This window comes from Pseudochelatococcus sp. G4_1912 (assembly GCF_047501465.1).
Taxonomy (GTDB): domain Bacteria; phylum Pseudomonadota; class Alphaproteobacteria; order Rhizobiales; family Beijerinckiaceae; genus Pseudochelatococcus.
Map to the genome: position 1 here is coordinate 501,256 of NZ_JAZDRL010000002.1, position 25,720 is coordinate 526,975.

Consider the following 25,720-nt stretch of genomic DNA (forward strand, 5'->3'; position numbering starts at 1 on the left):
GGATTCATTTTTGCCAGCAACGGAATGGTTGGCATAATGACGATAATAGCAAGCGCTACATGCGGCCAAACCGCCCGCCAGCGCTTCTGATCTCAGGCATGCACTTCAACGCGCCAACCAACGCTTTCACCCCCACGATAGATGTGCACAGCTTCCTCACCTGCCACCGAGACATCTTCAGCCACAAAGCGTTGCTCGCGATGCAGCGTGATGCGTCGCGCATTCACCGGCATGCCATAATGGCGCGGTCCATTGAGGCTGGCGAAGGCTTCGAGCTTATCCAGCGCGCCTTCTTCGTCAAACACCTGCGCATAAGTAGCAAGCGCTACCGGAGCAACATACAGGCCCGCGCATCCACAAGCCGCTTCCTTGGCTGTGCGTGTATGCGGTGCCGTATCAGTGCCCAGGAAAAAGCGTGGATTACCAGATGTCACCGCACGGCGCAGCGCAAGACGGTGCTGCTCCCGCTTGGCAATTGGCAAACAATAGTAATGCGGACGGATGCCACCCTGGAAAATCGCATTGCGATTAAACATCAGGTGATGCGGCGTCACAGATGCCCCAATGCCAGCCCGCGCCGCTATAATGTAATCTACGCCCTCTTGTGTCGTGACGTGCTCAAGCGTGACCTTAAGACCAGCAAACCGGCGCACCAACGGGTCGAAAATGCGTTCCAGAAACACAGCCTCGCGATCAAAGATATCAACTTGGGGGTCGGTTACTTCCCCATGCATCAGCAGCGGCACGCCAGCTGCCTCCATCCGCTCCAGCACCGGATAAGCGCGCGTGATATCGCTGATACCAAAATGCGAATTGGTCGTGGCATGTTGCGGATAAAGCTTCACCGCCTTAACCACACCCGCCTGATACCCTGCGATTACATCATCAGCATCGGTATCATCGGTCATATAAAGGGTCATGAGCGGCATAAATTCACTGCCTGTCGGCAGGGCGGTCTGAATGCGCCCGCGATACGCCTCGGCCTGTGCAGTAGTTACCACCGGCGGCACGAGATTGGGCATGATAATTGCCCGGCCAAAATGCGCGGCGGTTGCGGGCAACACAGCCTTGAGCATGTCGCCATCACGCAGATGCACATGCCAATCGTCTGGTTGATGAATAGTCAAGCTATTGATCATGCAACGTAATCCGCACTGCGCGCTTTTCGTACCGTGAAAAAGCGGCTCCATCAATATGCGCTGAAGCCACGCCGTGCAAAGAACCCTCCCTTGCCCGAAATCGCGCCAACGACGCAGACTTGTAGCAGGGGTTGGCGCACAAGAATACCCTCTTGAGCGCACCGCATTTAATCACCCGCAAGAACGCCAAAGACTCAAATGGGCAGATCACCACCATTTGGGCCGCCATCGAGCAGAGGCAAAGGTCGCTGCTGAGCAAGCTCTACCAGCGATGCACCGCACTTACCGACAGAGGCCTCATCAAGCTGGAAAGTCAGCCCAATGTTCCCAGGCAGCACCGTGGTGATAATCGGCAAGCCATTGCGGCCAGACCGCGCCACAATCCATCGACGAATAGGAAACTGGCAATCCTCCAGCGCTGATCCGGCAGGCGGACGTTCGTTGCCTGCGTGAAGCGCGACAGACGCCGTTAACAACGCCCGCCCTAACCGTGCAGCCTGAAGGCCAGTCAATGGAAGCAATGTCTCGCCATTAGGCGAGCGCGCCACCAATACCACCTGATCACCCTCCCCGATTTGCACATTGAACACGAGAGGAGGCAGATCATTAGTTAATGCATGCGCATTAATGGGATCGTGTGAAATTTCGTCACTCATTTATCAATCTCCACGTCTTTTATTTTAAATATATATTACATGAATAAAACCTATTTCACGGGAATAGACCAATGAATGCCATAAAACGCAAATACAAAGCTTTATAAACGCCCATAAAATGTGATAGCAGACACACCTCACTAGACGCATCAGTCACAGCATCGCCCATATACGCCACGTAAAATGGCCACGATCAACCTGAGAAAACAACCATCATCAATAATATAATTTAAATTAAATATAATATTACACATAACAATAGTATATCTAATAATGATTGTTAAATGAATAATACTTAATAAATAAATTATATTTACAATAAATAATCAAACTTCAATTAAATACTTCATAAATAACCTTCAATAAAGAAATTAACCCATGTGCCAATGATTTTGTCTGCACAGGATATCCATTGCAAAATGTGCGTGATACGTTCTCCTCGCTCAGTACTGCCGTGTTGTTTTGCAGGATGGAAAGCTGTCTGCTTTGGCGCACGCATAATTGAAGTCGGGGAATGTTGAATGTCGTTTGCCTCTAAATCTCACGCCGCGCTTATCAGCGCTGTTGTCCTTCTCGGCGCAACTGCTGTCGATTACCGTTTTGGATCAGGCATCCTCCTGCCCATCAGCGCTCAGGCAGCTGATAATGTCACCGTTGAAGACATCGTTCTTGAGGGAGAGATCATCTCACTGGAGATTCCACGCGCCATCGTCAATGGCACAAGCCTGACGGAAGCTGAATTGACTGCGCTCTTCGACGCGAAATCGAAAAAGCCGTTGGCAGAGCGCCTTAGCGAACTTACAGCATCGTCGATCATCATCCCGGAACTCACCTCCACGATAGTGATGGGGGAGAGGACGCAGGTTGATACGTATTACAATGTTGAGATGCGCGACGTCATCAAGGGCGTCATTGGCAAAATGACATCGGCCCGCATCACTTCTTCCACCACAGTGGAAGAGGAGGATGAAGAAACCGAAATCCAGTCTGCCACCTATGGCCAATCATCCATTGAAGCGCTCGACACGGTCTTTGCTGCACGTCTCTTTACTGAATCCGATACCAGCGAGAACCGCAAAACCCAGCAATTATATGGCCCATCCTCCAACAATGACATACGCCTCGCCATCGCACCAGCAGATGAGGAAGAGGCTGGCGGCTTCACAGTCTCCATAGCAAGCACAAAAAGCACGGGCGTTTCCGCGCGTCTGGGACGCAATCCGCTGTCATCGATCCTGGAATTGGCCGACACTGCCGAAACGGATTTTGAAAAGCTGCCAGTCGAGAAAAAGCGCGCATTACTCATCGCAGGTGCGGATATCCTTTCATCCTTCGACATTGGGGAGACCACCGTCAGCAACATGGTTATCACTGACGGCGCGGAAGATGTCAGCAAGAGCAAATATGCGGTTCGCATCGGCTCGTTTGTCATGCGCTACATCGATCAAGAGCTCAAATTCGCGTTCGACGACCTCTCCTTCTCCAATAAGGCCGAGAAGGGCAAGGATGACGTTGCAAGCATGAAGCACTTCAGCATTGATGGACTGTCGTTCAAATCAACGGTTTCAGCACTCGTCGAAGCGTCGAAATCCGAATTTGAGAAGGACAAGAACCCATTCGAAGGCACCTATCCTGCCCCTACCGGCGGTCGTCTGGTGATTGAAGGCGTTGATGTTGATGCCGATATCAGCAGCCCGCCAGTTGAAGAAACCAAAGATGGCAAGGACGCAACTACAGCGAGTCTCTCGCCGAGCACGCCAGAGCGTCTCACGTTCTCGCTCAAGGCGTTCGACACCACGCTCGGCGGAGATGTCAGCAATGACATAACAACCTTCCAGACAACCCTTACCGATCTGCATTTCCCGCTGACCGCAAGCCTTGCCGAAATGGATGGGCTTAAGGAACTACGCAACATGGGCTATGCGGATATAACGCTCTCCTCCGCATTCCAGGGGCAGTGGGATAAGGCGAAGAAGGAATTCACGATCGATACCTTGTCCTTCGCAGGCCGCGATATCGGCAGCATCGGTGCTTCAGCCCGGCTTGGCAACGTGAGCGTCTCTAACGACATCAACGTGATCTTCTCCGCTTTAGAGAAAGCCTCACTACATGGATTCACCATGACGCTTGAGAACAGCGGCCTGTTCGAGCATGTCGTCAAGCAGCAAGCGAAAGAAGGCGCTGGTACGGAAGACGAGATCAAACAGCAATACGCTGCCCTGGCCACAGTTGGCATTCCAGCGATTATCGGCGATACGCCTGTAGCTCGCAAGCTCGCCGCCGCTGTTTCGCGCTTTGCCTCGTCCCCACGCAAGTTGTCGATCACGGCAACCGCGAAGGACCCTGCAGGCGTACCAATCAAGGCACTGGATGCCAGCAACGCCGAACCCTCGGCGCTCCTGGAACGCTTCGACATCACCACGACGGAATGATGCGGGCATGTAAGTAAAGAAAAACCCGCCCCCGGTTATACCAGGAGCGGGTTTTTTTTGTATTTCAAAGCCATCCCGGCTCCCCAAAAGAACAGCGCCGAAAAAGGACCACAGGATGGGTTAAGCTTCGCATCAGGGTGAGTCGAAAATGGTGACCTTCGAGAACCGGCACGCAGTGAACTTAAGTCCATGCGCACCGGAAGCGCAGAAGGTTGCCATTTGCAGGCCACAATGACGCGTAGGTCACCCCATACTGGCTTGGGCTTCTACTACTGCGATAGCCGTCATGTTGACGATGCCGCGCGCTGTTACTGATTGGGTGAGAATGTGCGCGGGCTTTGCTGGCCCGAGCAGAATTGGCCCTACCGGCAACGCCTCCGCCAAGACGCGCGCGAACTGATACGCAATGTTTGCCGCATCAAGCGTAGGCAACACCAGCACGTTAGCCGCACCTTTAAAGTTCGACGAAGGCATCACTCGCTCGCGAACAATCTGCGACAAAGCAGCATCCGCCTGCATTTCACCATCCGCTTCCAGACCAGGCTCACGGGCACGCAAAATCGCAAGCGCCTGCCGCATCTTGCGAGCGGAAGCCGTGTCTGCTGAACCAAAGTTGGAATGCGACAGCAGCGCCACACGTGGCTCGATACCAAAGCGGCGCACGTGAGCCGCGCATGAGATTGCTGTGTCAGCGAGCTCCTGCGCAGTTGGTTCGGCGCGGATATGCGTGTCAGCGAGGAAGTAGTGTCCCTTGGAGGTAATGACGAGACTCATCGCCGCAAAATCATCCACCCCCGGTGCCACGCCGATGATGTTACGGATATGCCGCAGGTGCGAATCAAACCGCCCTTCAACACCGCAAATCAACGCATCAGCATCGCCACGCAACAGCGCGACAGCCGCAATCACAGTCTGATTGGTGCGCAACAAGGTGCGCGCAAGATCAGGCGTAATGCCTTTGCGACCAGCTGCTTCCAGATAGGTTGCAACATAATCGCGGTAGCGCGGATCATCTTCGGGGTTGACCAGATCGAAATGCTTGCCCGCTTCAATCGACAAGCCAAAACGCTTCAAACGTGCATCGACCACGGCAGGGCGGCCGATCAAAATCGGGCGTGCAATGCCATCTTCTATAACGGCCTGCGCCGCGCGCAGCACGCGCTCATCCTCGCCTTCCGCATAGATCACGCGCTTGGGTGCAGACCGCGCCTGACTAAACAATGGCTTCATAATGAAGCCGGAACGAAACACAAATCCGGACAAGGAATCGCTATAAGCGTCAAAGTCCTCAATAGGCTTGCGCGCCACGCCTGATTCCATCGCGGCCTTGGCAACGGCTGGTGCAATCCGCAGGATCAGACGCGGATCAAAAGGGTTGGGGATGAGCGATTCACTGCCGAAATTGGGCGTATCGCCCCCGTAAGCGCGGGCCACCACATCAGAGGGTGCCTCACGCGCCAGCTCGGCAATAGCCTTCACGGCCGCTGCTTTCATTTCCTCATTGATCTCGGAAGCACTGACATCGAGAGCGCCCCGGAAGATGAACGGGAAACAGAGAACGTTGTTCACCTGATTGGGATAGTCCGAGCGCCCGGTACAAATCATCGCATCCGGCCGCGTTTCGCGCGCCAGCTCCGGCATGATTTCGGGATTGGGGTTCGCCAGCGCCAGAATCAACGGCCTGTCGCCCATCTTCTTGAGCATCTCCGGCTTGAGTACACCGGCAGCGGAAAGGCCGAGGAAAATATCGGCACCGTCAATCACGTCATTCAGGGTACGCTTGTCGGTCTTCTGTGCATAGACGGCCTTCCAGCGGTCCATCAACGCCTCGCGGCCCTCATAGACAACACCTTCGAGATCGCTCACCCAAATATTTTCACGCTTCGCGCCAAGCGAAACCAACAGATTAAGACACGCCAAAGCAGCAGCGCCCGCGCCAGAGGCAACGATTTTTACATCTTCAATATTCTTGCCAGCCAGCAGCAATGCGTTTGTCACCGCCGCACCCACGATGATCGCCGTACCGTGCTGATCGTCATGGAACACAGGAATTTTCATCCGCTGCTTCAGCTGCTCTTCAACCTCAAAGCACTCAGGGGCCTTGATATCCTCAAGGTTTATGCCGCCAAATGTCGGCTCCAGCGCCGCCACAACATTGACGAGACGCTCAACTTCGGTCTCCGCCACTTCGATGTCGAACACATCGATACCGGCAAATTTCTTGAACAGCACCGCCTTGCCTTCCATGACAGGCTTTGAGGCAAGCGGGCCGATGTTGCCAAGGCCAAGCACCGCCGTGCCGTTCGACACCACCGCCACCAGATTCTGGCGGATAGTGAGAGTGTCGGCTTCAGCGGGGCTCTCAACAATTGCTTCACAAGCAGCGGCAACGCCGGGTGAATAGGCGAGTGCAAGATCGCGCTGGTTGCCCAGTGGCTTCGTCGGCGTGATCTCCAGCTTCCCTGGACGGGGGTTGCGGTGGTAGAAGAGGGCCCCCGCTTTGAGATCCTGAGAGATATTGCCGGTCATATGCACGTCGCCCCTTTGTCTTTTGGCAAGATTCTATTCGTTATAACGTTTTCGCGTTTGAGCGCCGCTTCGTCAATGGCAAGCTCAAGCGCAGCATTGCGCTGGAGGAATAGCTGATGCCCCTTTTGAGCCGGATAAAGCGCTGGCGCAACCCGCATAATGAAACACGCCTGTTTTTAGCACGCGATATCCGCCGTTTTGGCTTTTCCATCGGTGCCCATAGCTATGGAAAGCCCAAGGTGCGCTTCGCTAATCAGGGACATCAGCTCATTATTGGTCGCTTTTGTTCGATCGCCGACAAGGTCGAAATTCTGCTCGGTGGCGGCCATCATCTGCACTGGACGTCAACATTCCCGTTTTCAGCCTTCCCCGATGTATGGCCTAATACCGAAACACTGCCGGACTACCGCGCCGGCGGCGGCGATGTCGTTATCGGCTCTGATGTGTGGGTTGGATCGGGAGCGATGATCATGCCCGGCGTCACCATCGGCCACGGCGCGGTGATTGCCGCGCGCGCAGTGGTGACGCGCAATGTTGCACCCTACAGCATTGTCACCGGCGTTCCCGCGCGTGAGGTGCGTCAGCGGTTTTCGCCCGATATCGTTGCGGGACTCATCGAAACAGCATGGTGGGAGTTATCAGACGCCACAATCGCTACGCTTCTCCCTCTGCTGCAAGGCGAGCGCGTTGAAGAGCTGATTAATGCTGTCAGACAGCTGCGGAATGGCGCCGCGTAGCCACATGCATGAGGCGCCCCTTCAGCTTCAGAGCAGGTTGCTCGATAGCATACCATGAGGCAGCAGCAATCACGGCCGACAGCACCATCGCCGGGCTGATCATCGCAGCAGCGCTCATAGTCGGGAAAAGAACGAAAAGCACCTGCTGCACAGGCCAGCCATAAAGATAAAGGCCATAAGAAAGATCGGGCCGGGGCGGCTTGCGCAACAGTGGCGCCATGCCCAGCGCCAGCCATAAGATGCCATAGCCTTCCGTCACAAACAGTAATGTGCGGTAAAGCGGTGTGTCAGCGCAAATCCAAGTAACCATAGCAAGAATGACGATGAAAAGAGCGCTAAAGCGCACCTTCTCGCGATAGAGATAAAACACACTCCCCAGCAGGAATATCAACGGCAGACGGATAGAAGTCTGCGTGCCTTTCGCAGCTTCGGGATACCAGATATCGAGCCCAAGGCATGCCACGACCAGCCCAACCACAAGCCCCAACACAACCATCCGATGGCGCAAAGCCCCCGCCACACCAAGCGCCAGCACCACGCCATAACAGATGATTTCGTATTTCAGCGTCCAGACAGTGCCGAGCGGAAAGTGAAAAGGATTATCCGCGAACACACCAGGCAGGGGCGCTGTGCTTTTCAAGGTTGTCAACGTGGCCTGCACAAATCGCCAAAGCTGTTGATCACGCAGGTAATTCGCCAAGGGCAGCGTCGTCATGATCGGCCCCATCATGAAGGCACAGACAAACACAGCCGCAATGAGCGCTGGCGCAATACGCAACGTACGCGCGAGCATGTAATCAAGCGGACCACGGCGCACAAAACTCATGGTGACGAGAAAACCGGAAATGGCAAAAAAGCCATTCACCGCATGCTCACCAAGCGCGAAACCGGTAGAAGCGTGCAACGGCTCATCCGCACCATTGCCGGTACCCACGCTGAAAGCATGCGATACAATTACCGCCAAGGCCAGAAAATGGCGCAGCAGGTGGAAATTATCACCACCACGCGCCATAGCTGATTCAATGCTCTGACCGCGCCAGAAGCTGCCCATCGTCAAGATCCTTCCTGACGCGGGCGCAAGCCCTGTCGTGCCAGCGCTGTTTGACCCCGCAACCACGAAAATGCTCCTGCAGCCGAGCCACCATAACGGGCCGCACGCTGACGATCCCAAATGAGCCAAGCGCCCATCGCCTTGAAGCTATTGACTACCGCCATGCCAAGCGCCGGGCTTTTCAGGCCATATTTGCGGCAGATGTAAGCACGCGACCAAGCCAGGTGCCATCGCGCTGTAAACACACGCGATAGGTTTGGTGCCGTCGATGCACCGCGCTGATGACGCGCCGTCGCAGCATGCACATGCACAAGCGAATACCCCGCATCAATAATGCGGCGGCACAGGTCATCATCTTCAAAGAAAAGAAAAATATTCTCGTCGAACCCACCGACCTGCAAAAATACATCGCGACGCACCAGCAGCACCGCGCCCGACAGGAACGGCACGCAGCAATCCCCTTCAGGAAAACGCCGCGTGGCTTTCTCGTTTTTCAGGTAAGGCGATAACAGCGAGCGGAACTGGAAGAAGAAGCGCCCGTCCGGCTCGATGATACGCGGCGCGAGCATTGCCGCATCCGGGTATAGCGTCGTTGCGTGCATGAGGCGCTCAAGTGCGCCCTTATCAATCACCGCATCGGGATTGATAATCAGCACCCACTCACTTTGTGCGGCCTTCACGCCCATGTTGTTGGCGCGGCCATAGCCTTCGTTTTGTCGATTGCTGATGATCTGCGCACGAAAAAATTCGGCAATGCCCAACGTGCCATCGCGGCTGGCATTGTTGACGACAATCGCCCGCGCTCCCTCCCTTGCCAAAGCCGTGAGGCAGGAAGGGAGGACGCTGGCGCTGTCGTAGCTGACGACGATGGCGTCAACCGCTTGCATATCAGGCGGGCTTCTCTGGCAGGTTCAGCCGGATGTGCAGCTCACGCAGCTGCTTCGGCGTCACTTCAGAAGGCGCGCTCATCATGAGGTCTTCAGCGCGCTGATTCATTGGGAACAACACAACCTCGCGGATGTTGGGCTCATCGCACAACAGCATGACGATACGATCCACACCTGGCGCGATACCACCGTGCGGAGGTGCGCCGTAGCTTAGTGCGCGCAGCATGCCGCCGAACTTCTCTTCGAGCACATCCTCGCCATAGCCCGCAATCGCAAAAGCCTTGCGCATGATATCGGGACGGTGGTTACGGATCGCGCCCGACGACAGCTCAATGCCATTACAGACAATGTCGTACTGGAATGCCTTGATGTCGAGAATGGTCTTCTCATCCGATGGATCGAGCGCCAGAAACGCTTCGGGGTCGAAGTTGGGCATCGAGAACGGGTTGTGCGAGAAATCGACGCGCTTTTCGTCCTCGTTCCATTCGTACATCGGGAAGTCGGTGATCCAGCACAGGTCGAAGCGATCCTTGGCAGAAAGGTTCAGCTCATCGCCAATCCGGATACGCGCCGCACCTGCAAGCTTTGCTGCCTTCAACATCTCGCCAGCCGAGAAGAACACCGCATCGCCTGCGCCAACGCCAACCTTCCTGGCGATAGCAGCCTGCACGTCTGCAGGAATGAACTTGGCAATCGGGCCCTTGCCCACGAGTGCGCCGCTCTCTTCCTCGAACACAACATAGCCAAGGCCAGGCGCACCTTCACCGCGCGCCCAGTCATTCAGCTTGTCGAAGAATGAGCGTGGCTGGCTGGCTGCACCCGGCGCCGGAATCGCACGCACCACACCGCCTGATTCGATCACGCCACGGAACGCCTTGAACGTGACACCTTCGGACATGAACTCATCCGAAACATCAGCAATAATCAGCGGGTTGCGCAGATCGGGCTTGTCAGAGCCATACTTCAGCATCGATTCCGCATAAGGAATGCGCGGGAACACCTTGGTGACCGGCTTGCCTTCAGCAAATTCCTCGAACACCCCGCGCAGTACCGGCTCAACAGCCTGGAACACGTCTTCCTGCGTGACGAAGCTCATCTCGATATCGAGCTGATAGAACTCACCTGGCGAGCGATCCGCACGCGCGTCTTCATCGCGGAAGCAAGGCGCGATCTGGAAGTAACGATCGAAGCCCGCGATCATGGTCAGCTGCTTGAACTGCTGCGGTGCCTGCGGCAAAGCGTAGAACTTGCCAGGATGCAGACGGCTCGGCACCAGGAAGTCGCGCGCGCCTTCTGGCGATGAAGCCGTGAGGATCGGCGTCTGGAACTCGAAGAAGTCCTGCTCACGCATGCGGCGACGCAGCGAATCAATCACCTGCCCGCGGCGGATGATGTTCCGGTGCAGCTTTTCACGACGCAGGTCGAGGAAGCGGTACTTGAGGCGCGTCTCTTCAGGATAAGTCTGATCGCCGAACACCTGCAGCGGCAACTCAGCCGCAGGGCCAAGCACTTCAACGCTGGTGATGTCGACTTCCACCTTGCCGGTAGCAAGATCGGTATTTTCGGTGCCTTCGGGACGAGGGCGTACTTTACCGTCAATCTTCACAACCCACTCGGCACGCACGTGCGAGAGAGCTTCAAAGGCAGGCGAATCAGAATTGGCGACGCATTGCGTCAGACCATAATGATCGCGCAGATCGATAAAGAGCACGCCGCCATGGTCGCGGATACGGTGGCACCAGCCGGACAGGCGCACTTCAGAGCCGATATCGGTTTCGCGCAGGGCGCCGCAGGTGTGGGAACGATAGCGATGCATGACGGAATAAGCCAGTATGATGACAGGAAAAACGGAACGTCAGACACTTCTCGCGAAGCACCCGGACCGCGGGAGAAGTCCACGACAGGCCTCGCTTGTCAAGCATCACACCAAAAAAGACCGCTAAAAATGCATCTCCCCCCGCGACAAGCGGCCCCACCTCGTCTATAGCGAAGCGATTATGGACCTGATTTCGACCACCGAAGACCTCGCCGCCGCCTGTGCGCGCCTCGCCAAGCACCCCTTTGTCACCGTGGACACTGAGTTCCTGCGGGAGACGACGTTTTATTCGAAGCTTTGCCTGATCCAGATGGCAAGCCCGGATGAGGCTGTGCTTATTGATCCACTCGCATCCGGGATCGATCTTGCGCCCTTTTATGCGCTGATGGCCGATGAAGAAGTGGTCAAGGTATTTCACTCGGCGCGACAGGATGTGGAAATCATCTGGCAACGCGGCCAGGTCATCCCCAAACCACTGTTTGATACACAGGTCGCCGCCATGGTGTGCGGTTATGGCGATTCGGTTTCGTATGAACAGCTTTCAAACGACCTTGCCCATGCACGCATCGACAAATCATCACGCTTTACAGACTGGTCGCAGCGCCCACTCGATAATCAGCAGCTGATCTATGCCCAGTCAGACGTTACGCACCTGCGTACGATCTATGGCGCACTGGCAGCCGATCTTGCAGAAACGGGACGCAGCAGTTGGCTCGATGAAGAGATGGCAATCCTGACCTCACCCGCGACCTATGATCTCGCACCTGAAGATGCCTGGCTGAAACTGCGCGGGCGGGCAAAGAAGCAACGCGAAATTGCTGTGCTGATGGAAGTGGCTGCATGGCGCGAACGCGAAGCGCGCAGTCGCGATGTGCCACGCTCACGCGTGATGAAGGACGACGCACTCGTCGATATCGCTGTGAGCGCCCCGCGCTCTGTGGAGGCAATGGGGCGTATGCGCTCAATTCCCAATGGCTTTGAACGCTCGCGCGCAGGCACAGACATTCTGGCAGCAGTTGAACGCGGCCTTGCACGCAATCCCGACACCATCCCCGCATTTGAGCGCCCTAGAGGCCGCAATAACGCAAGTGCCGTGCTGGAAATGCTCAAGGTGTTGCTGAAAGGCATTGCCGAAACCGCACGCGTGGCCCCAAAGATTCTCGCCACTGTGGATGATCTTGAAGCTATCGCTTCTGATGACAATGCCGACGTGCCTGCTCTCAAAGGCTGGCGGCGAGAGTTATTTGGCGAACGTGCACTCAAGCTCAAGCACGGCAAGCTCGCCATCGCTATCGACGGCAACCGGGTGATCGTCATCGAACGTTAAATGTTGTGATCAGGTAATCCACCTGAGATCAGCGATGCAACTCACGTATAAAAGAAGTAGAGCGCTTTACGCCGATCGCGAAAGCGCTCTATTCTTATTTACTCCCCACGAAACGGCGCAATCTGGCCAGCCTCCCGTGGAAGATTGAAGTGATTTTTATCCAGCAGCCTGTCAATCTTGCGATTGATATCCCGCTGGAACTGCTTCCACTCCCTGCAAGGAGCCCCATCAAACGCATATTGCGCCGGCAGGAAGCGATAGAATGGCTGCATGAGCGCAACCACAGTTTCCTTGAATAGATAGGCCACACCAAGCACAACCACGCATGCCCCAACGCCAAGCAACGCTTGAACCCAAGGTATGAGTTGCGCGTAAAGTATCAGTAGATTTCCATCAACATATTGATCGACCACGGTAATAACTCCCCTTCCAAGATGAAGAGGCCACCAGAAAACGCATCCTTGCGAGTGCATGCTGGTGGCCGGGAGAGTTAGCAAACCGTAAGAGCACGGCCGCGCTGGCCTTTAGGCAAGCCCTGAACATAGCCAGCGCCTCCCCGGCCATAAAGCAAGGGAGGCACCATTACGGTTGGCACCAACCGACTCTTAAGAGGTTGCTACGCCCCAGACCCACAGGATTGCAGATCCACCTTTAGACATAGTGGGTTCAGGATTGATGTCAAACGGGAAATGGGCCGAGACCTTTGTAAACATGAGCCCCAAAGATCAAAAATTCTGCTGCATTCTAATAGAGTTTTCTCGCACGCTTACATAGATTTTTGAGTGAGCTCGCAAAAGACGATCTTCCGTTGTGACATGTTGCAGTGAATGAAATTCTCCACACAAAAGACCGATTCCAAAAATCTTAAATCCGGACAGAGCGACGATAGGGATTTAAACTGAAACCAATAAGAAAATCCCTGTAGAATTTAAGGCTGGAAATAATTGGGAATAAAAGTATATAGCAATAAATCCGTAATAATTGATCATTCCCATCAAGAGCTGGTTGATACTTCTTTCGAAGGAAACCCTACAGAGGGATTTCTAAAAGGGCTGCATCTTCGATACGTATTTCGTCGTAAAACTACCAAGCACAAGGATGGAGATGGCAACCCATTAGTTTATGCCCTAAAAGAGATGAACGGCTACCACATGCAACCGATGTACCGCGATATGCTGTATAAACAGGCTGCAAAAATCATGGAAACATTCGTAGAGGAAATGAATGCTGACATGCTTGTTGACGTTCCGTCGAGCAAGCCGCTGTGTCGGGATTTCGCGAGAAAAGTAGCGGAGATATCAGGGATCGAACTGCGGCCATCGGATTTTCTTCGGAAAAAAACTATCGCAGAGATTCTGGCTGACATTGATGCGAATTTCCCTTCTATCAAGAAGGAAAAGGAACAGACCGAATTTAAGAATATCCTCGGTAATCTTAGAAAAGCTAATCCTGATATTAAATTCGCTATGAAAGAAATCTCAAAAAACATGAGACATTTTTTCCAGCCCTTTACATTTTCTAGCGCAACGCCATCTTTCAAAGACTGCAAAATCACACTCATTGATGACCTTGTCTCTTCTGGTACATCCATAATATCCGTAGCTGATTGTTTAAAGAAACATGGCGCCTTGGTAGACAGCGGAGTTTGTCTTCTAAGCGAACTCAATGCCAAACATCCAAGAGATGCTGGTTGACTTTTTAGCGCTAACTCTATTTACTCATCCAGAAGACAGACCGTGCTTATGCCTCACGGTCTTTAAACATCAAGCACGGAAACGTGTAGGTCCGAGCGGCGCCCGGGGTGGCCATCCGATAAGCGGAAAAAGCCTCATGATCAGGTATCGGCTGGTCAAAATTATGCAGGTCACCATGTTATGAAACATGGTGACCTGTTTTATTTCAGCTATGCGGATAATAGCAGCTTCCAGCCAACCACCGAAAACTTCAACCCATTTTCGTTACGATTACCGGCTCTCGGCCTAGCACACGTGCGAGTTGCTTTACGCGGGTGGTGAGGCGGTCGTTGCTAAGCGCTTCCAGCTCTGGCGAAAGCGTCAACACAAGGCGTGATCCGCTACCGACCAGCGGTGCGCGCGGAAGAATGCCCGGCATTGCGGCTGATATCAGATAAGCAATGCGCAGCATGCCGCCCAATATGCGCGCGCGGTTCAGCATGCGTGGGGTCACCAGCTCGCGTAAATTCGAGCGCGCCCCCTCAAGCGACAACCCTTGATAACGGAAAAATACTGATAGCGCGATAAATGCCCGCCCTGCGTGATCAACGCCCGTTATCGACGAATGCGCAATCTGACTGAGGCTCTGCTCGGCCCGATAATCAGGATGGGTTCGCCATGCGAGATCCGATAGCAGACAAACGGCCTCCCGTTGACGGCGCTCCTCCGGAGTTTCATCAAGATGCAGCGAGGTCGTAAGACGGCCTGTCCAGGCTACAAGTTCCGCTGCATGCGCAGAATTGCGCGACATCAAACGATTAAGCTCGCTGGCTCCCGCTAATAACGGATCAACACGACGCTCTTCTTCTGTCAGCAGCTCGTAAAGGAAACCTTCGCGCACGCCAAGTGCGGAAACCACAACGGCAGAAGGCCGGCCACGCCGGATAATCTCATCGAGAAGTAGCGCCCCATAGCTCAGCAAGGGGCGGCGCGCTTCAGACACAGAGTCAATCGAGCCCAGCGTTTCGGTATCAGTGCGCTCAAGCAGCTTACTGAACTCAAGCGCATCCTTCGCTGGCATTGAATATCCGTGCATGACATGCAGCGGATAAGCTCGCTGCGCCATATGCAATGTTGCAAGCGAACGCCAAGTGCCACCAACCGCATAGAAATTGCGGCCACGCAGAGCATCAAGCGGACCGGCATTTGCCAAACCTTCCCGGATGATCTTGGCTGCTTTCTTGATTGATCCGCCAGTCATATCCTGCAGCGCCAGACCACCCAACTTGGTGGTCATGCCCTCGGTAACGGAATTACCAACCACATCCACCAGCTCAAGGCTACCGCCGCCCATGTCGCCGACAACGCCATCCGCATGATGGAAGCCACACAAAACGCCATAAGCAGAAAGCTGCGCCTCACGCCGGCCAGAGAGAAGCTCAATCTTGCGCCCTAAAATCCGTTCAGCTTCAGCAATAAATTCAGGGCCATTCGCGGCATCGCGTGCGGCTGCTGTCGCAAGCACATGCACCCGGTTAACCTGCATCGCATCACACAAGATGCGAAACCACGCCAAGGCTTTAAGCGCCTTGGCAACAGCATCTTCGGCCAGCTGGCCTGTTGTGAGTACGCCACGCCCCAGGCCGCACAACACTTTCTCGTTGAAGAGCTGCGCAGGCGAGCGGCTTAGGCCGTCATACACCACAAGGCGGACAGAGTTTGAACCAATGTCGATGATTGCGATAGGCGACGCCGCACCTGTCCGCCGCATGAGCTGCAGCTTCTCAACGACCAGTGCTCCCTGATGAAGGGCAGCATCGGCACGTGCGCCGGTATCACCCATTTTGCCCCTTCGCGAGGCTACGAGGGCGAGAATTTCTGAGCGACTTTCCACGGCCTGACAAACTCGGGTTGGTCATAAAATAGGCATGGGCATTGAACGGCTCTTCACCAGCAGCAGGCATGACGCGTTTACCCGTCCCATCCGGCTGGATGATCCAGCTCTGCTCGTTATCCAGTAGATTGGCAAGCAGAATCTGATCAAGAACCTGTTGATGTACCGTCGGATTTGAGATCGGACACATCGCTTCAACACGCCTGTCAAGATTTCGCTGCATCAAATCTGCGGACGAAATATATACATGTGCCTGCGGGTTAGGCAACCCGCGTCCGTTACCGAATGCATAGATACGGCTATGCTCAAGGAAGCGGCCCACAATAGATTTGACGCGAATGTTCTCCGATAATCCAGGAATGCCCGGACGCAAGCAGCAGATACCCCGCACCACCAGATCGACCTGCACACCGGCACGACTCGCATCATATAGCGCATCAATCACCTGCTCATCGACAAGCGAGTTGCACTTCAGCCATACAGTGCCGGGACGCCCCGCCTTAACGTGATCAATCTCTTCCTGAATGTGCTGCAGAATCCGCGGCTTGATCGTCAACGGCGACACCGCCATACGCTCCAGCTCAGCCGGCTCCGCATAACCAGTGATGAAGTTGAAGATGCGGCTGACATCGCGCGCAATCGCCGGATCAGCCGTAAAGAACGACAAATCGGTATAAACCCGGGCCGTTACCGGGTGGTAATTGCCTGTGCCCACATGACAATAGGTCACCAACTGACCGTTCTCGCGCCGCACAACTGAGGACATCTTGGCGTGGGTTTTAAGCTCGATAAACCCGAACACCACCTGCGCACCGGCGCGCTCCAGATCGCGCGCCCAGCGAATGTTGGCCTCTTCATCAAAGCGAGCCTTCAGCTCCACCAGCGCAGTGACAGACTTGCCGGCTTCAGCCGCTTCCGCCAGTGCCTTGACGATGGAAGAGTCTGATGACGTGCGGTAAAGCGTCTGCTTGATGGCTACAACATCCGGATCGCGCGCAGCCTGTTGCAGAAAGTGCACCACCACGTCGAACGATTCATACGGATGGTGGACGACCAGATCTTTCTCGCGAATCGCAGCAAAACAATCGCCCGCATGCTCCCGAATACGCTCTGGATAGCGCGGATTAAACCGCTTGAACTTCAGGTCAGGCCGATCCAGGCTGACAAGCTGCGAAAGCTCATTCAACGCCAGCATGCCGGTGGAAACAAAAATCTCATCCGGTAGCACATGCAGTTCTTTCGCCACGAAGTCCCGTAGATCGTCGGGCATTGCGCCTTCAAGCTCCAGCCGGATGACAACGCCGCGACGGCGCTGCTTGAGAGCGCTTTCGAACTCCCGCACCAGATCCTCAGCCTCTTCCTCAATTTCGAGATCAGAGTCGCGCACAATGCGAAAACCACCCTGCCCTGCCACGGAATATCCAGGAAACAGACGGCTGATGAACAGCACCAGCACTTGCTCCAGCACGATAAAACGCGAAGCACCTGTCTCGGCGAAATCCGGCAGCTTGATGAAGCGTTGCACCTTGTTGGGAATGCGGATCAGCGCATTCAGCGCCTTGTTGTCGCCTTGACGATAGAGCGACAACGCCAACGAAAAACCAAGATTGGGAATAAACGGGAATGGATGCGCAGGATCAATGGCCAGCGGTGTTACGAGCGGAAAGACATAATGCAGGAAGTAATCATCCAGCCAATTCATTTCGGCGCGGGTGAGCTCGTGCGAGTCAATCAGCACGATGGCGTTTTCGACCAACGCATCACGCAGCTCCAGCCAGCGCTTCTGCTGATCGCTGGCGAGGCGCGAGACTTCAGCACCAATCTGATTGAGCTGTTCCGCAGGTGAGAGCGAATCCTGCGACATTACCGAAATGCCAGACCGCAACTGCCCCCGCAGGCCCGCCACACGCACCATGAAAAATTCATCGAGATTATTGGCGGAAATCGACAAAAAGCGCAGCTGTTCCAACAGTGGATGACGCGGGTTCGATGCCTCTTCCAGCACACGCCGATTAAACTGCAACCACGACAGTTCACGGTTGATAAGACGGGCCGGCGAACGACGCAGCGCCTCGACATCGGAAACGTTATAAGCGGATGTCACCATATCAACCACTTCTGAGCTGTCTTTATGCATGTCCAAAACCGTTGCGACGTTCATTCCGATATATCTCCGCATCGTTTCTGGCATGCGTGGGGCAGCTTGCCATTATCCGTATTCACAAATCGCCTTGTCGCAACATTACGCGACAGTTCCACGACGGAAAACCAAGAGAGCATATCAAATCGAAATGCACCTCAAAGGTCTAGGCTCAGAATCTGTTAATTCTCTTGCAATGGCATTGTAATGACCAAGTTATGCAAGGAAAGTCACGAAGAGCGGGGGTTGTTCCCCAGTCGAGTGGCTTGACGTGAGTCAACCGCAGATCAGTGGCAATGTCCGAAGGATATCGTTTATCCACGTGACGATATTCCTGGCTTATTCTGAATGTCTCCATGGATAAACTGCACCATTATAGGTTCTGAGCCTAGCCCTGTTCGGTATCCTTCTGTGAGTGTTGCTCTTCTTCCCAACGATCAAGCATAGATAAAGCAAATACCCGTGTGATACGGCGGCTATGGCTCAAGGCCTCACGATCAAGCATTTCAACAAGTGCACCTGCAGCGGCGAGAGAGCGTTCCATCCGCCGCCCAAGCGCCTCCACCACGCTTGTATCCACCAATAGTTGCCGATCCACGAACAGCTTCACCAACACCGCGCGCAGCAGCGCATCATCAGGCGCATCGATTGCGACAGAAGGCGACAATCGCAAGCGCGATAGCAAATCGGGCGTGACCAGCCCCCATTCCTCAGGTTTGGTACGCGCCGTGATCAGCATCGATGCACCCGAAGAGGCGTTCTTGCGCCGCATCACATTCAGCAGATGAAACAACGCATGTTCATCACGCGGCATCTGATCCGCATCCTCAATCACCAACGCATTCTGCGCTGCAAGCGCCTCAACCTTATCCGTCGTTACATCAGCAATCGACACCACACTGGCACCGGCACGCTGCGCCCAGATTGATGCAAGATGCGTTTTTCCCGATCCCTCAGGCCCAATAAGCCGCAGCAGCGTATCAGGCCAGGCAGGCCAGCTTTCGATCATCGCATAAGCGTGTGTGTTCGCCGGCCCGACGAGAAAGTCCTCTGCCTCCAGCCGCGTATCAACGGGCAGATCAAGCGGTAACTGGCGTGGTGGATCCTGAGGCATTGCGATCGAGATTTCAGACATCGAGATGAATCCGAGGCTTGTCTTCCGTCGTCGGCCCTCGATAGAGAGGGCTGGCCAGATAGCGTTGTAGCGCAAAGCGTGTAAGCACACCAATTGCCGCCGCAATAGGCACCGCCAGCAGCAAGCCCACAAAACCAAACAGCGAGCCAAACGCTACCAGCGCAAACATCAGCCAAACCGGATGCAACCCTACAGCATCACCAACAAGTTTAGGGGATAAAATGTTTCCTTCAACAAACTGACCAAAGAAAAACACGCCCAGCGTCGCTGCAATCATAGGCCATTCAGGCCAGAACTGCACCAATGCCACCCCAACCGCCAACACAAATCCCGTGAAGGAGCCAACATAAGGAATAAACGTCAATGCGCCACTGATGAGACCGATCAACAGGCCGAAATTCAGCCCGAGCATGCTGAGTGCCACAGCGTAAAAGGTGCCCAGGATCAAGCAAACAACAGCTTGCCCGCGAATAAAGCCTGCTATGGCGCGGTTCATTTCCCGAGCGAGCGTTCTAATCGTATCGGCGCTACGGCGTGGCAGCCAGCTATCGACAGCCGTAACCATTTGCTCCCAATCGACCAGCATGTAAAAAGCCACGACCGGGGTCACGACGAGCAGCGCGAAAATGCCAATCACTGCCTGCCCACCAGACCAGAGGGAAGATGCAAACGTGCCCAGCCAACTGGCCGCCTGCCCGACAAAGTCGCTTAGTGAGCGCTCCAGATTGGTCAGCGCCTCAGGCCCACCGAGCCGCTCGATTATCGGGCCACCATAGTCTTTCGCCAACCACTGAATGCGCTGTGCCGTGGCCGGCAGATTCTGGATGACGGCGCCCAGCTGGTTAACCACTATTGGCATCAGCAGCAAGAGCACCAAAATAAAGGCTAATACAAACAGCAGCAGAATAACGACGGACGCTGTAAGGCGCCCCATTCCCAGCTTCTGCAACCTGTTTGCAACCGGATCCAGCAGATAAGCCAGCGCAAGACCTGCCACAAAGGGCAGTAGAATGCCGCGCAAAAAGTATAATCCGATAAGCAACACCACCAGCGTGACAAGCCAGAAACGCATCTGACGTTCAACGGGAGATAAATCACTCATATGGCGCCACTCTCATCTACCAAAACCATGCACGCCTAAGAACCGCGCAGTAATAAGGACCGCAGAATGTGTCGAACTTCACATCATGGCGCACACAAAGCTACGCGTGCAGAAAGAGAACCCCAGGATGTGTTGAACCATGCATCAGAATAAACCGCAGAAAGAACATCCATAGCTGAGGCAAAGTTCACGCATCCTGTTTGTTAGTCACCCATATGGCGTAACCAGAGTGTGAGATAGGCACCTGCGGAAACCACCGTCAAGATGACCACGCTGATCATCGCCGACTGGATGACCCATGGCGCCGTGATAATCACACTCTTTCCAAAGCCTACGCCGACCATACTGCGTTCTGCAAGCACAAGTGCTGCAAGCACAATTTGGGCGACAGTGTTAATTTTACTGACCTTGAGCGGGTGGATGTCCACAGGGCGCGCCATCAGCCATGAAATCATGATCGCCATCAGGATCAACACGTCCCGCGAGACCACCAGAATCACCACCCATTCAGGCAACGCCTTGGCAATTGCGAGCGAAATAAAGATGGAGACGAGCAGCGCCTTGTCAGCAAATGCATCAAGATAGGCACCAAGTTCACTGCGCATGTCGAAGCGGCGCGCAATATACCCATCGATGCCATCAGAAGCGCCTGCTGTCACAAACAGCAAGAACGCACCCAGCCAGGCCCCGGAACCAATCATCACCACGATGGCCGGCACCAACAAAAGCCGCAGGATAGTAATGACATTAGGGATGGTCATGAGCGGGCACACATCCTCTCACACGCAACCTGCACATGAGAAAAGGTATGGGTGTGTCGCCGTTTTCATCCACGTCCCCCCTGCTGTTTGAATCAGCTATATTTTTTTACGGTACGTGTAGCCTTTATTATCCAGCTATATCAATTATCAGGCTACAGACAAGCTGCATTGTTATGAGATGGTGCAAGGCTAAACAAATGTTGTCGATACCTTTTTGTCTATATTCCCCATAAAGTACCTTGTTCAGAGATCAGCTATCTCTTTAAATGATAAAAGAGGTGACTTGATGTGTCTGTAAAGCTTACTCCACCTCAATACATCTGGTGCCAGGCAGTTCCGGCTTATCCCGCCCGACCCATGCATCGGCGTTCTTTCACTCATTCGTTCAAGCATCTGTCATCCTGACCTACAAGTGTGTTATCTCCAATTAGCTGATTGCCCTTTCGGACGCTTTTTTGCAGGAAATACAATCGATGTCGCATAATGAATCCAACGGAGATGGACTCACCTACGCGCAAGCCGGGGTTGATATTGATGCTGGCAACGCCATGGTGGAAGCAATTAAGCCGTTGGTACGCGCTACCCGCAGGCCCGGCGCTGATGGGCTGATTGGTGGCTTCGGTGGCTTATTTGATCTCAAAGCCGCAGGCTACGTCGATCCAATTCTTGTCGCAGCCAATGATGGCGTTGGCACCAAGGTCAAAATCGCCATCGAGACCGGACGGCACGGGACTATCGGCATCGATCTTGTGGCGATGTGTGTTAACGATCTTATAGTGCAGGGTGCGGAGCCGCTGTTCTTCCTCGACTATTACGCCACCGGCAAGCTCGATCCGGCAGAAGGGGCGCTGGTTGTGCAGGGCATCGTGGATGGCTGCCGACAAGCAGGCTGTGCGCTTCTAGGTGGTGAAACAGCTGAAATGCCTGGGCTCTATAGCACCGGCGATTATGATCTGGCCGGTTTTGCGGTAGGTGCAGCAGAGCGCAATCGCCTGCTTCCGCGGGCTGATATTGGCCCTGGCGACGCCATTCTTGGTTTGCCATCCTCGGGTGTGCATTCCAACGGGTTCTCGCTTGTGCGACGCATTGTGACACATGCGGGCCTCGACTGGAACGCAACAGCACCCTTTGCGCCAGAAAAGCAGCTGGGCGTTGCATTGCTGGAGCCAACGCGCATTTACGTGCGCCAACTTCTTGGTGCAATGCGCCGGACGAATGCCATCAAGGGCCTTGCCCATATTACCGGCGGTGGCTTCATCGACAACATCCCCCGTGTGCTGCCTGAAGGCACGGCTGCACAGCTTGATCTTTCCGCCATTATGCCGCCACCTGTTTTTGGTTGGCTTTCCCGCGCTGGCAAGGTGGAAGAAGCTGAAATGCTGCGCACGTTCAACTGTGGCATCGGCATGGTTGTTATCGTGGCTGCGGACCAGATTGATGCTGTCACCGATGCATTGATAGCCGAAGGGGAAACACCAGCGCATATTGGTGAGATCATCGCCTCCACAGATGAGCAGCGCGTTGTTACCAAGGGTAGGCTGCCTCTGTGAGCAATCCCTCCCAAAACAGGCGCGTGCGTACGGCTGTGTTGATATCCGGACGTGGTTCAAACATGTCAGCGTTGCTGGCAGCAGCTGCAGGTGAGGATTTTCCGGCAAACATTGTGCTGGTTGCAACCAACCGGCCAGATGCCAGAGGGATCACAACCGCGCAGGAAGCAGGCATAGCCACAGAGATTGTCGATCACAAACCCTTTGGCCGTGATCGTGAAGCGTTTGAGCAGACACTCGACGCCCGTTTGCGAGCACATGGCATCGAGCTGATATGCCTGGCTGGCTTCATGCGCATTCTCACGCCGTGGTTTGTGGAGCGGTGGCTGGGCAAACTTATAAACATTCACCCTTCCTTGCTGCCATCGTTTCCAGGCACGGATACGCATGCGCGTGCGCTTGAAGCAGGTGTACGTCTGCATGGCTGCACAGTGCATTTTGTAGAGCCGGAGGTTGATGCAGGCCCCATCATTGCGCAAGCGGCAGTGCCTGTATTATCGGGCGACACGCCAGATATTTTAAGCCAGCGCATACTGGTGCAAGAACACCTGCTATATCCACGCGCACTCGCTCTCGTTGCAGGGGGTGCCGTACGGATGGAGGGGCGCCGCGTTATCACCAAGGCTCACACCGACACCACGCCAGCCAATCTCGCCATGGCAGTGCCGTCTTTCTGATAGAGGCATCTCTCGGACCAGAGCGCAGCATGATCTTGCCGATGCACTGACGCCGCGCAGAGAGTTGCCGTTTTCGGGCTTCCCTCTGACGCGAAAATCGATGCATCCTAACGGATACCCAGATGGAAATTCAGGATGCTTCGGGTAAGCAAACGATCCAGTTTTTGCAGGATTTCCAGCTGCAACGCTTGCTGTGATGCTTGAAGGTTCTGGAATGGTTGCATGAGCGCAACCACGATTTCCTTCAAGAGATATGTCACACTAATCACGACAAGACATAACCCCAAGCCAAGCAATGCCTGCACCCATGGCGTAAGCTGGGCGTAAAGTATCAATAGATTTTTACCAAAATGATAATCAGCCACGGTAACAACTCCCCTTCCTAAATGAAGAGGCCACCAGAAAACACACCCATAAAAGCATGAAAGCTGGTGGCCGGAGAGCTAGAAAACCGCAAACAGACGGCTGCGCTGGCCTTTAGGCAAGCCCTGAACATGCGCCAGCGCCTCCCCGGCCATAGGCGAGGGAGGCACCATCACGGTTGGTACCAACCGCTGTTTGAGGGGCTTCTAGACCCCGGACTCACAAGATTGCGAATCCGCCTTTAGAAATAATGTGTTCGGCGTTGAAGTCAAATCAGAATTGGGCAATCGATACCGCCCAGGCCCGAGGCAGCGGCCACCATGGCGCGAAGATCAATTCATTTTGAACTCGCGGGGAGCGGCACTCACGGTTACTGATGTGTTTTGGCGGACTTCGAAAATGGCGAGCGCTCTGTCGTTGGTGCCATTGGCGTTGAAGCGGAATACACCGTCAACGCCTGCAAAGCCCGCCCGGTTCGTCAGTACCTGCGTTGAAAACCGTTGCGAACCCTGCGTACGGACAAGCGCTGCAGCCAGAGAAACGGCATCATACGTCAAGCTGGCAATACGTACGGGTTCGGCACCAAATTTATCCTGATAACGCTTTGCAAAAGCAACGAAACCGGCCGATTCAGGCGCTGCATACCAACCACCACGCAAGCCCTGTATGGCAAGCACGCGTGGATCGTTCCAAAGTGACGTGCCAAGAAACTTAACCTTGCTGGCATCAACGCCGGCAGTCCGCAAATATTGCGCCACACTTGGCAAGGTATCTGCGTTGTCGGGCAAGAAAAGCGCATCGAACTTGCCCGCATGAGCGGCTATACGCTGCACAACCTCTTGTAAATTGGAGCGATCAGCGGCATAGGTCTCAACAGAGATCACACGTCCACCAGTAGATGCAACCGCATTCTGAAATGCCGTCTGCACAACTTTGCCATAGGCATTGTCGGGCACGAGTGCAGCAAAGGATTTGCGGCCCCGCTGGGCTGCGAAGCGGATAATACGATCAACTTCAGTCTCCGGCAGGAAGCTCAGCAGATAAACACCTGGTTGTGCAACACTGCTATCTGTAGAGAATGAAATAACCGACCTGTTATGCGGCAACGCCACAGCACCTGCAGCCTGTGTAGGTGCGGAAAACAATGGCCCAAGCACGAGTTCAGCCCCATCTGCCAATGCCGAGCGGGTCGCCTCGCGCGCGCCTGCTTCCGTCCCCTGATCATCCCGCACCAACAGCTGAATATCCGGCGCGCTGAATTCATCAATTGCCAGTTCAGCCGCATGACGAAGCGATTGCGCTGTCGCTCCCGCGCCACCGGGTGCTGAAAGCGGCAAAATCAGTGCAATCTTGGTTGATCCTGTGCCAATCACGCTATTTGGCACGGCCTGCACTGAGGATGGCGGCGTCCCTGAATCGCCCCCGCCCAATCCGAAAAACCCGCCTGATCCCGAACAACCAACCACAAACATCGCTGTTGTCAGCGTGAGCGCAACACTCCTTATCCGCCTAAGGGCCCTGGATGGAGTGGGCAGAGGCAGCGATGAAGCAACAATGGCTAAATCAGAAAGCGATTTGCGGTTGAAGGCGCGAAACACGGGCACTCTCCCTATGCTGATGGCAGATCACTGGGCAAGATTGCCTTCATAGCCAAGCAAGATTGCTTACATGGCGACGAATGACAAGATGTCCGCAACCGATGAACCAATAACCGACATGCCACCCGCAGAGCAGCATATTCGCGGCTGCAGCTGTCGAAGCTATCAAACTGAATACATTAGCTAATATGAAGTTATCATCTCTGGCTCTCGTGTCACAAATATCTTATGATCGGGGTATGATTTTGCGGGG

General features: G+C 54.6%; 20 protein-coding genes. 6 read left to right on the forward strand and 14 right to left on the reverse strand.

Going from position 1 to position 25,720, the window contains the following annotated elements:
* Positions 1-92: 92 nt before the first annotated feature.
* Positions 93-1,136 (reverse strand): dihydroorotase, encoded by a 1,044-nt coding sequence (pyrC, locus tag VRZ32_RS09530; protein ID WP_414526183.1) that lies wholly within the window; start codon positions 1,134-1,136, stop codon positions 93-95.
* 197 nt (positions 1,137-1,333) lie between these two features.
* Positions 1,334-1,795 carry a hypothetical protein gene (locus VRZ32_RS09535; RefSeq protein ID WP_414525501.1) on the reverse strand — a complete coding sequence of 154 codons (462 nt, stop codon included), beginning with the start codon at positions 1,793-1,795 and terminating at the stop codon, positions 1,334-1,336.
* 521 nt (positions 1,796-2,316) lie between these two features.
* Between VRZ32_RS09535 and VRZ32_RS09540 the strand changes: the two genes are divergently transcribed.
* Positions 2,317-4,227, forward strand: coding sequence for a hypothetical protein (locus tag VRZ32_RS09540; RefSeq protein ID WP_414525502.1), 1,911 nt, complete (start codon positions 2,317-2,319; stop codon positions 4,225-4,227).
* A gap of 243 nt (positions 4,228-4,470) precedes the next feature.
* Here the strand turns inward: VRZ32_RS09540 and VRZ32_RS09545 are convergent, their stop codons facing one another.
* Entirely contained in the window at positions 4,471-6,756 is a 2,286-nt protein-coding gene (locus tag VRZ32_RS09545; protein WP_414525503.1) for an NADP-dependent malic enzyme, read from the reverse strand.
* Positions 6,757-6,872: 116 nt separating this feature from the next.
* On the opposite strand from VRZ32_RS09545, the gene VRZ32_RS09550 reads away from it, so the two are divergent.
* Positions 6,873-7,493 (forward strand): CatB-related O-acetyltransferase, encoded by a 621-nt coding sequence (locus VRZ32_RS09550; protein ID WP_414525504.1) that lies wholly within the window; start codon positions 6,873-6,875, stop codon positions 7,491-7,493.
* Here VRZ32_RS09550 and VRZ32_RS09555 read toward each other — a convergent pair.
* From VRZ32_RS09555 to aspS, 3 genes are read right to left on the reverse strand one after another with little or no spacing between them, the layout of a single operon-like run.
* The gene (locus tag VRZ32_RS09555) at positions 7,465-8,610 is read right to left on the reverse strand and encodes an acyltransferase family protein (protein ID WP_414525505.1); all 1,146 of its coding nucleotides are present in this window, start codon (positions 8,608-8,610) and stop codon (positions 7,465-7,467) included. The genes VRZ32_RS09550 and VRZ32_RS09555 overlap by 29 nt on opposite strands.
* Positions 8,547-9,431, reverse strand: a complete 885-nt coding sequence (locus VRZ32_RS09560) for a glycosyltransferase family 2 protein (protein ID WP_414525506.1) — start codon at positions 9,429-9,431, stop codon at positions 8,547-8,549. Before VRZ32_RS09560 ends, VRZ32_RS09555 begins: the two co-directional genes overlap by 64 nt.
* 1 nt (position 9,432) lies before the next feature.
* Positions 9,433-11,247 (reverse strand): aspartate--tRNA ligase, encoded by a 1,815-nt coding sequence (gene aspS, locus VRZ32_RS09565; protein ID WP_414525507.1) that lies wholly within the window; start codon positions 11,245-11,247, stop codon positions 9,433-9,435.
* A gap of 181 nt (positions 11,248-11,428) precedes the next feature.
* Between aspS and rnd the strand changes: the two genes are divergently transcribed.
* Positions 11,429-12,574 (forward strand): ribonuclease D, encoded by a 1,146-nt coding sequence (rnd, locus tag VRZ32_RS09570; protein WP_414525508.1) that lies wholly within the window; start codon positions 11,429-11,431, stop codon positions 12,572-12,574.
* A 98-nt stretch (positions 12,575-12,672) separates the two neighbouring features.
* Here rnd and VRZ32_RS09575 read toward each other — a convergent pair whose 3' ends face one another.
* Positions 12,673-12,987: a hypothetical protein gene (locus VRZ32_RS09575; protein ID WP_414525509.1), complete on the reverse strand. Its 315-nt coding sequence runs from the start codon at positions 12,985-12,987 to the stop codon at positions 12,673-12,675.
* Between the two features lie 531 nt (positions 12,988-13,518).
* Here VRZ32_RS09575 and VRZ32_RS09580 point away from each other — a divergent pair.
* Entirely contained in the window at positions 13,519-14,268 is a 750-nt protein-coding gene (locus VRZ32_RS09580) for a hypothetical protein (RefSeq protein WP_414525511.1), read from the forward strand.
* A 250-nt stretch (positions 14,269-14,518) separates the two neighbouring features.
* Here VRZ32_RS09580 and ppx read toward each other — a convergent pair whose 3' ends face one another.
* The 5 genes from ppx to VRZ32_RS09605 form a co-directional block, all read right to left on the reverse strand.
* Positions 14,519-16,018, reverse strand: coding sequence for an exopolyphosphatase (gene ppx, locus VRZ32_RS09585; protein WP_414526184.1), 1,500 nt, complete (start codon positions 16,016-16,018; stop codon positions 14,519-14,521).
* A 64-nt stretch (positions 16,019-16,082) separates the two neighbouring features.
* A complete protein-coding gene (locus VRZ32_RS09590) occupies positions 16,083-18,248 on the reverse strand; it encodes an RNA degradosome polyphosphate kinase (RefSeq protein WP_414526185.1) in 2,166 nt (721 codons plus the stop codon).
* Positions 18,249-18,669: 421 nt separating this feature from the next.
* On the reverse strand, positions 18,670-19,416 hold the full coding sequence (locus tag VRZ32_RS09595; RefSeq protein ID WP_414525512.1) for an AAA family ATPase: 747 nt from the start codon (positions 19,414-19,416) through the stop codon (positions 18,670-18,672).
* Positions 19,409-20,518, reverse strand: a complete 1,110-nt coding sequence (locus tag VRZ32_RS09600) for an AI-2E family transporter (RefSeq protein WP_414525513.1) — start codon at positions 20,516-20,518, stop codon at positions 19,409-19,411. Before VRZ32_RS09600 ends, VRZ32_RS09595 begins: the two co-directional genes overlap by 8 nt.
* A gap of 203 nt (positions 20,519-20,721) precedes the next feature.
* Entirely contained in the window at positions 20,722-21,279 is a 558-nt protein-coding gene (locus VRZ32_RS09605; protein WP_414525514.1) for a CDP-alcohol phosphatidyltransferase family protein, read from the reverse strand.
* 473 nt (positions 21,280-21,752) lie between these two features.
* Here VRZ32_RS09605 and purM point away from each other — a divergent pair, with 473 nt between their 5' ends.
* Both purM and purN read left to right on the forward strand, forming a co-directional pair.
* On the forward strand, positions 21,753-22,829 hold the full coding sequence (gene purM, locus VRZ32_RS09610; protein WP_414525515.1) for a phosphoribosylformylglycinamidine cyclo-ligase: 1,077 nt from the start codon (positions 21,753-21,755) through the stop codon (positions 22,827-22,829).
* The gene (gene purN, locus VRZ32_RS09615) at positions 22,826-23,506 is read left to right on the forward strand and encodes a phosphoribosylglycinamide formyltransferase (RefSeq protein WP_414525516.1); all 681 of its coding nucleotides are present in this window, start codon (positions 22,826-22,828) and stop codon (positions 23,504-23,506) included. Before purM ends, purN begins: the two co-directional genes overlap by 4 nt.
* A 107-nt stretch (positions 23,507-23,613) precedes the next feature.
* Here the strand turns inward: purN and VRZ32_RS09620 are convergent, their stop codons facing one another.
* A complete protein-coding gene (locus tag VRZ32_RS09620; protein ID WP_414525517.1) occupies positions 23,614-23,871 on the reverse strand; it encodes a hypothetical protein in 258 nt (85 codons plus the stop codon).
* Between the two features lie 330 nt (positions 23,872-24,201).
* On the reverse strand, positions 24,202-25,467 hold the full coding sequence (locus tag VRZ32_RS09625) for a penicillin-binding protein activator (protein WP_414525518.1): 1,266 nt from the start codon (positions 25,465-25,467) through the stop codon (positions 24,202-24,204).
* Positions 25,468-25,720: the final 253 nt, after the last annotated feature.

What these genes read in the sequence shown, in the direction of transcription:
- VRZ32_RS09550 (WP_414525504.1), top strand. Translation starts at nt 6,873, where the DNA reads ATGCCCCTTTTGAGCCGGATAAAGCGCTGGCGCAACCCGCATAATGAA.
- VRZ32_RS09590 (WP_414526185.1), bottom strand. Translation starts at nt 18,248, where the DNA reads ATGGTGACATCCGCTTATAACGTTTCCGATGTCGAGGCGCTGCGTCGT.
- VRZ32_RS09560 (WP_414525506.1), bottom strand. Translation starts at nt 9,431, where the DNA reads ATGCAAGCGGTTGACGCCATCGTCGTCAGCTACGACAGCGCCAGCGTC.
- VRZ32_RS09605 (WP_414525514.1), bottom strand. Translation starts at nt 21,279, where the DNA reads ATGACCATCCCTAATGTCATTACTATCCTGCGGCTTTTGTTGGTGCCG.
- VRZ32_RS09600 (WP_414525513.1), bottom strand. Translation starts at nt 20,518, where the DNA reads ATGAGTGATTTATCTCCCGTTGAACGTCAGATGCGTTTCTGGCTTGTC.
- ppx (WP_414526184.1), bottom strand. Translation starts at nt 16,018, where the DNA reads ATGCGGCGGACAGGTGCGGCGTCGCCTATCGCAATCATCGACATTGGT.
- VRZ32_RS09595 (WP_414525512.1), bottom strand. Translation starts at nt 19,416, where the DNA reads ATGTCTGAAATCTCGATCGCAATGCCTCAGGATCCACCACGCCAGTTA.
- purM (WP_414525515.1), top strand. Translation starts at nt 21,753, where the DNA reads ATGTCGCATAATGAATCCAACGGAGATGGACTCACCTACGCGCAAGCC.
- VRZ32_RS09545 (WP_414525503.1), bottom strand. Translation starts at nt 6,756, where the DNA reads ATGACCGGCAATATCTCTCAGGATCTCAAAGCGGGGGCCCTCTTCTAC.
- VRZ32_RS09535 (WP_414525501.1), bottom strand. Translation starts at nt 1,795, where the DNA reads ATGAGTGACGAAATTTCACACGATCCCATTAATGCGCATGCATTAACT.
- aspS (WP_414525507.1), bottom strand. Translation starts at nt 11,247, where the DNA reads ATGCATCGCTATCGTTCCCACACCTGCGGCGCCCTGCGCGAAACCGAT.
- rnd (WP_414525508.1), top strand. Translation starts at nt 11,429, where the DNA reads ATGGACCTGATTTCGACCACCGAAGACCTCGCCGCCGCCTGTGCGCGC.
- VRZ32_RS09540 (WP_414525502.1), top strand. Translation starts at nt 2,317, where the DNA reads ATGTCGTTTGCCTCTAAATCTCACGCCGCGCTTATCAGCGCTGTTGTC.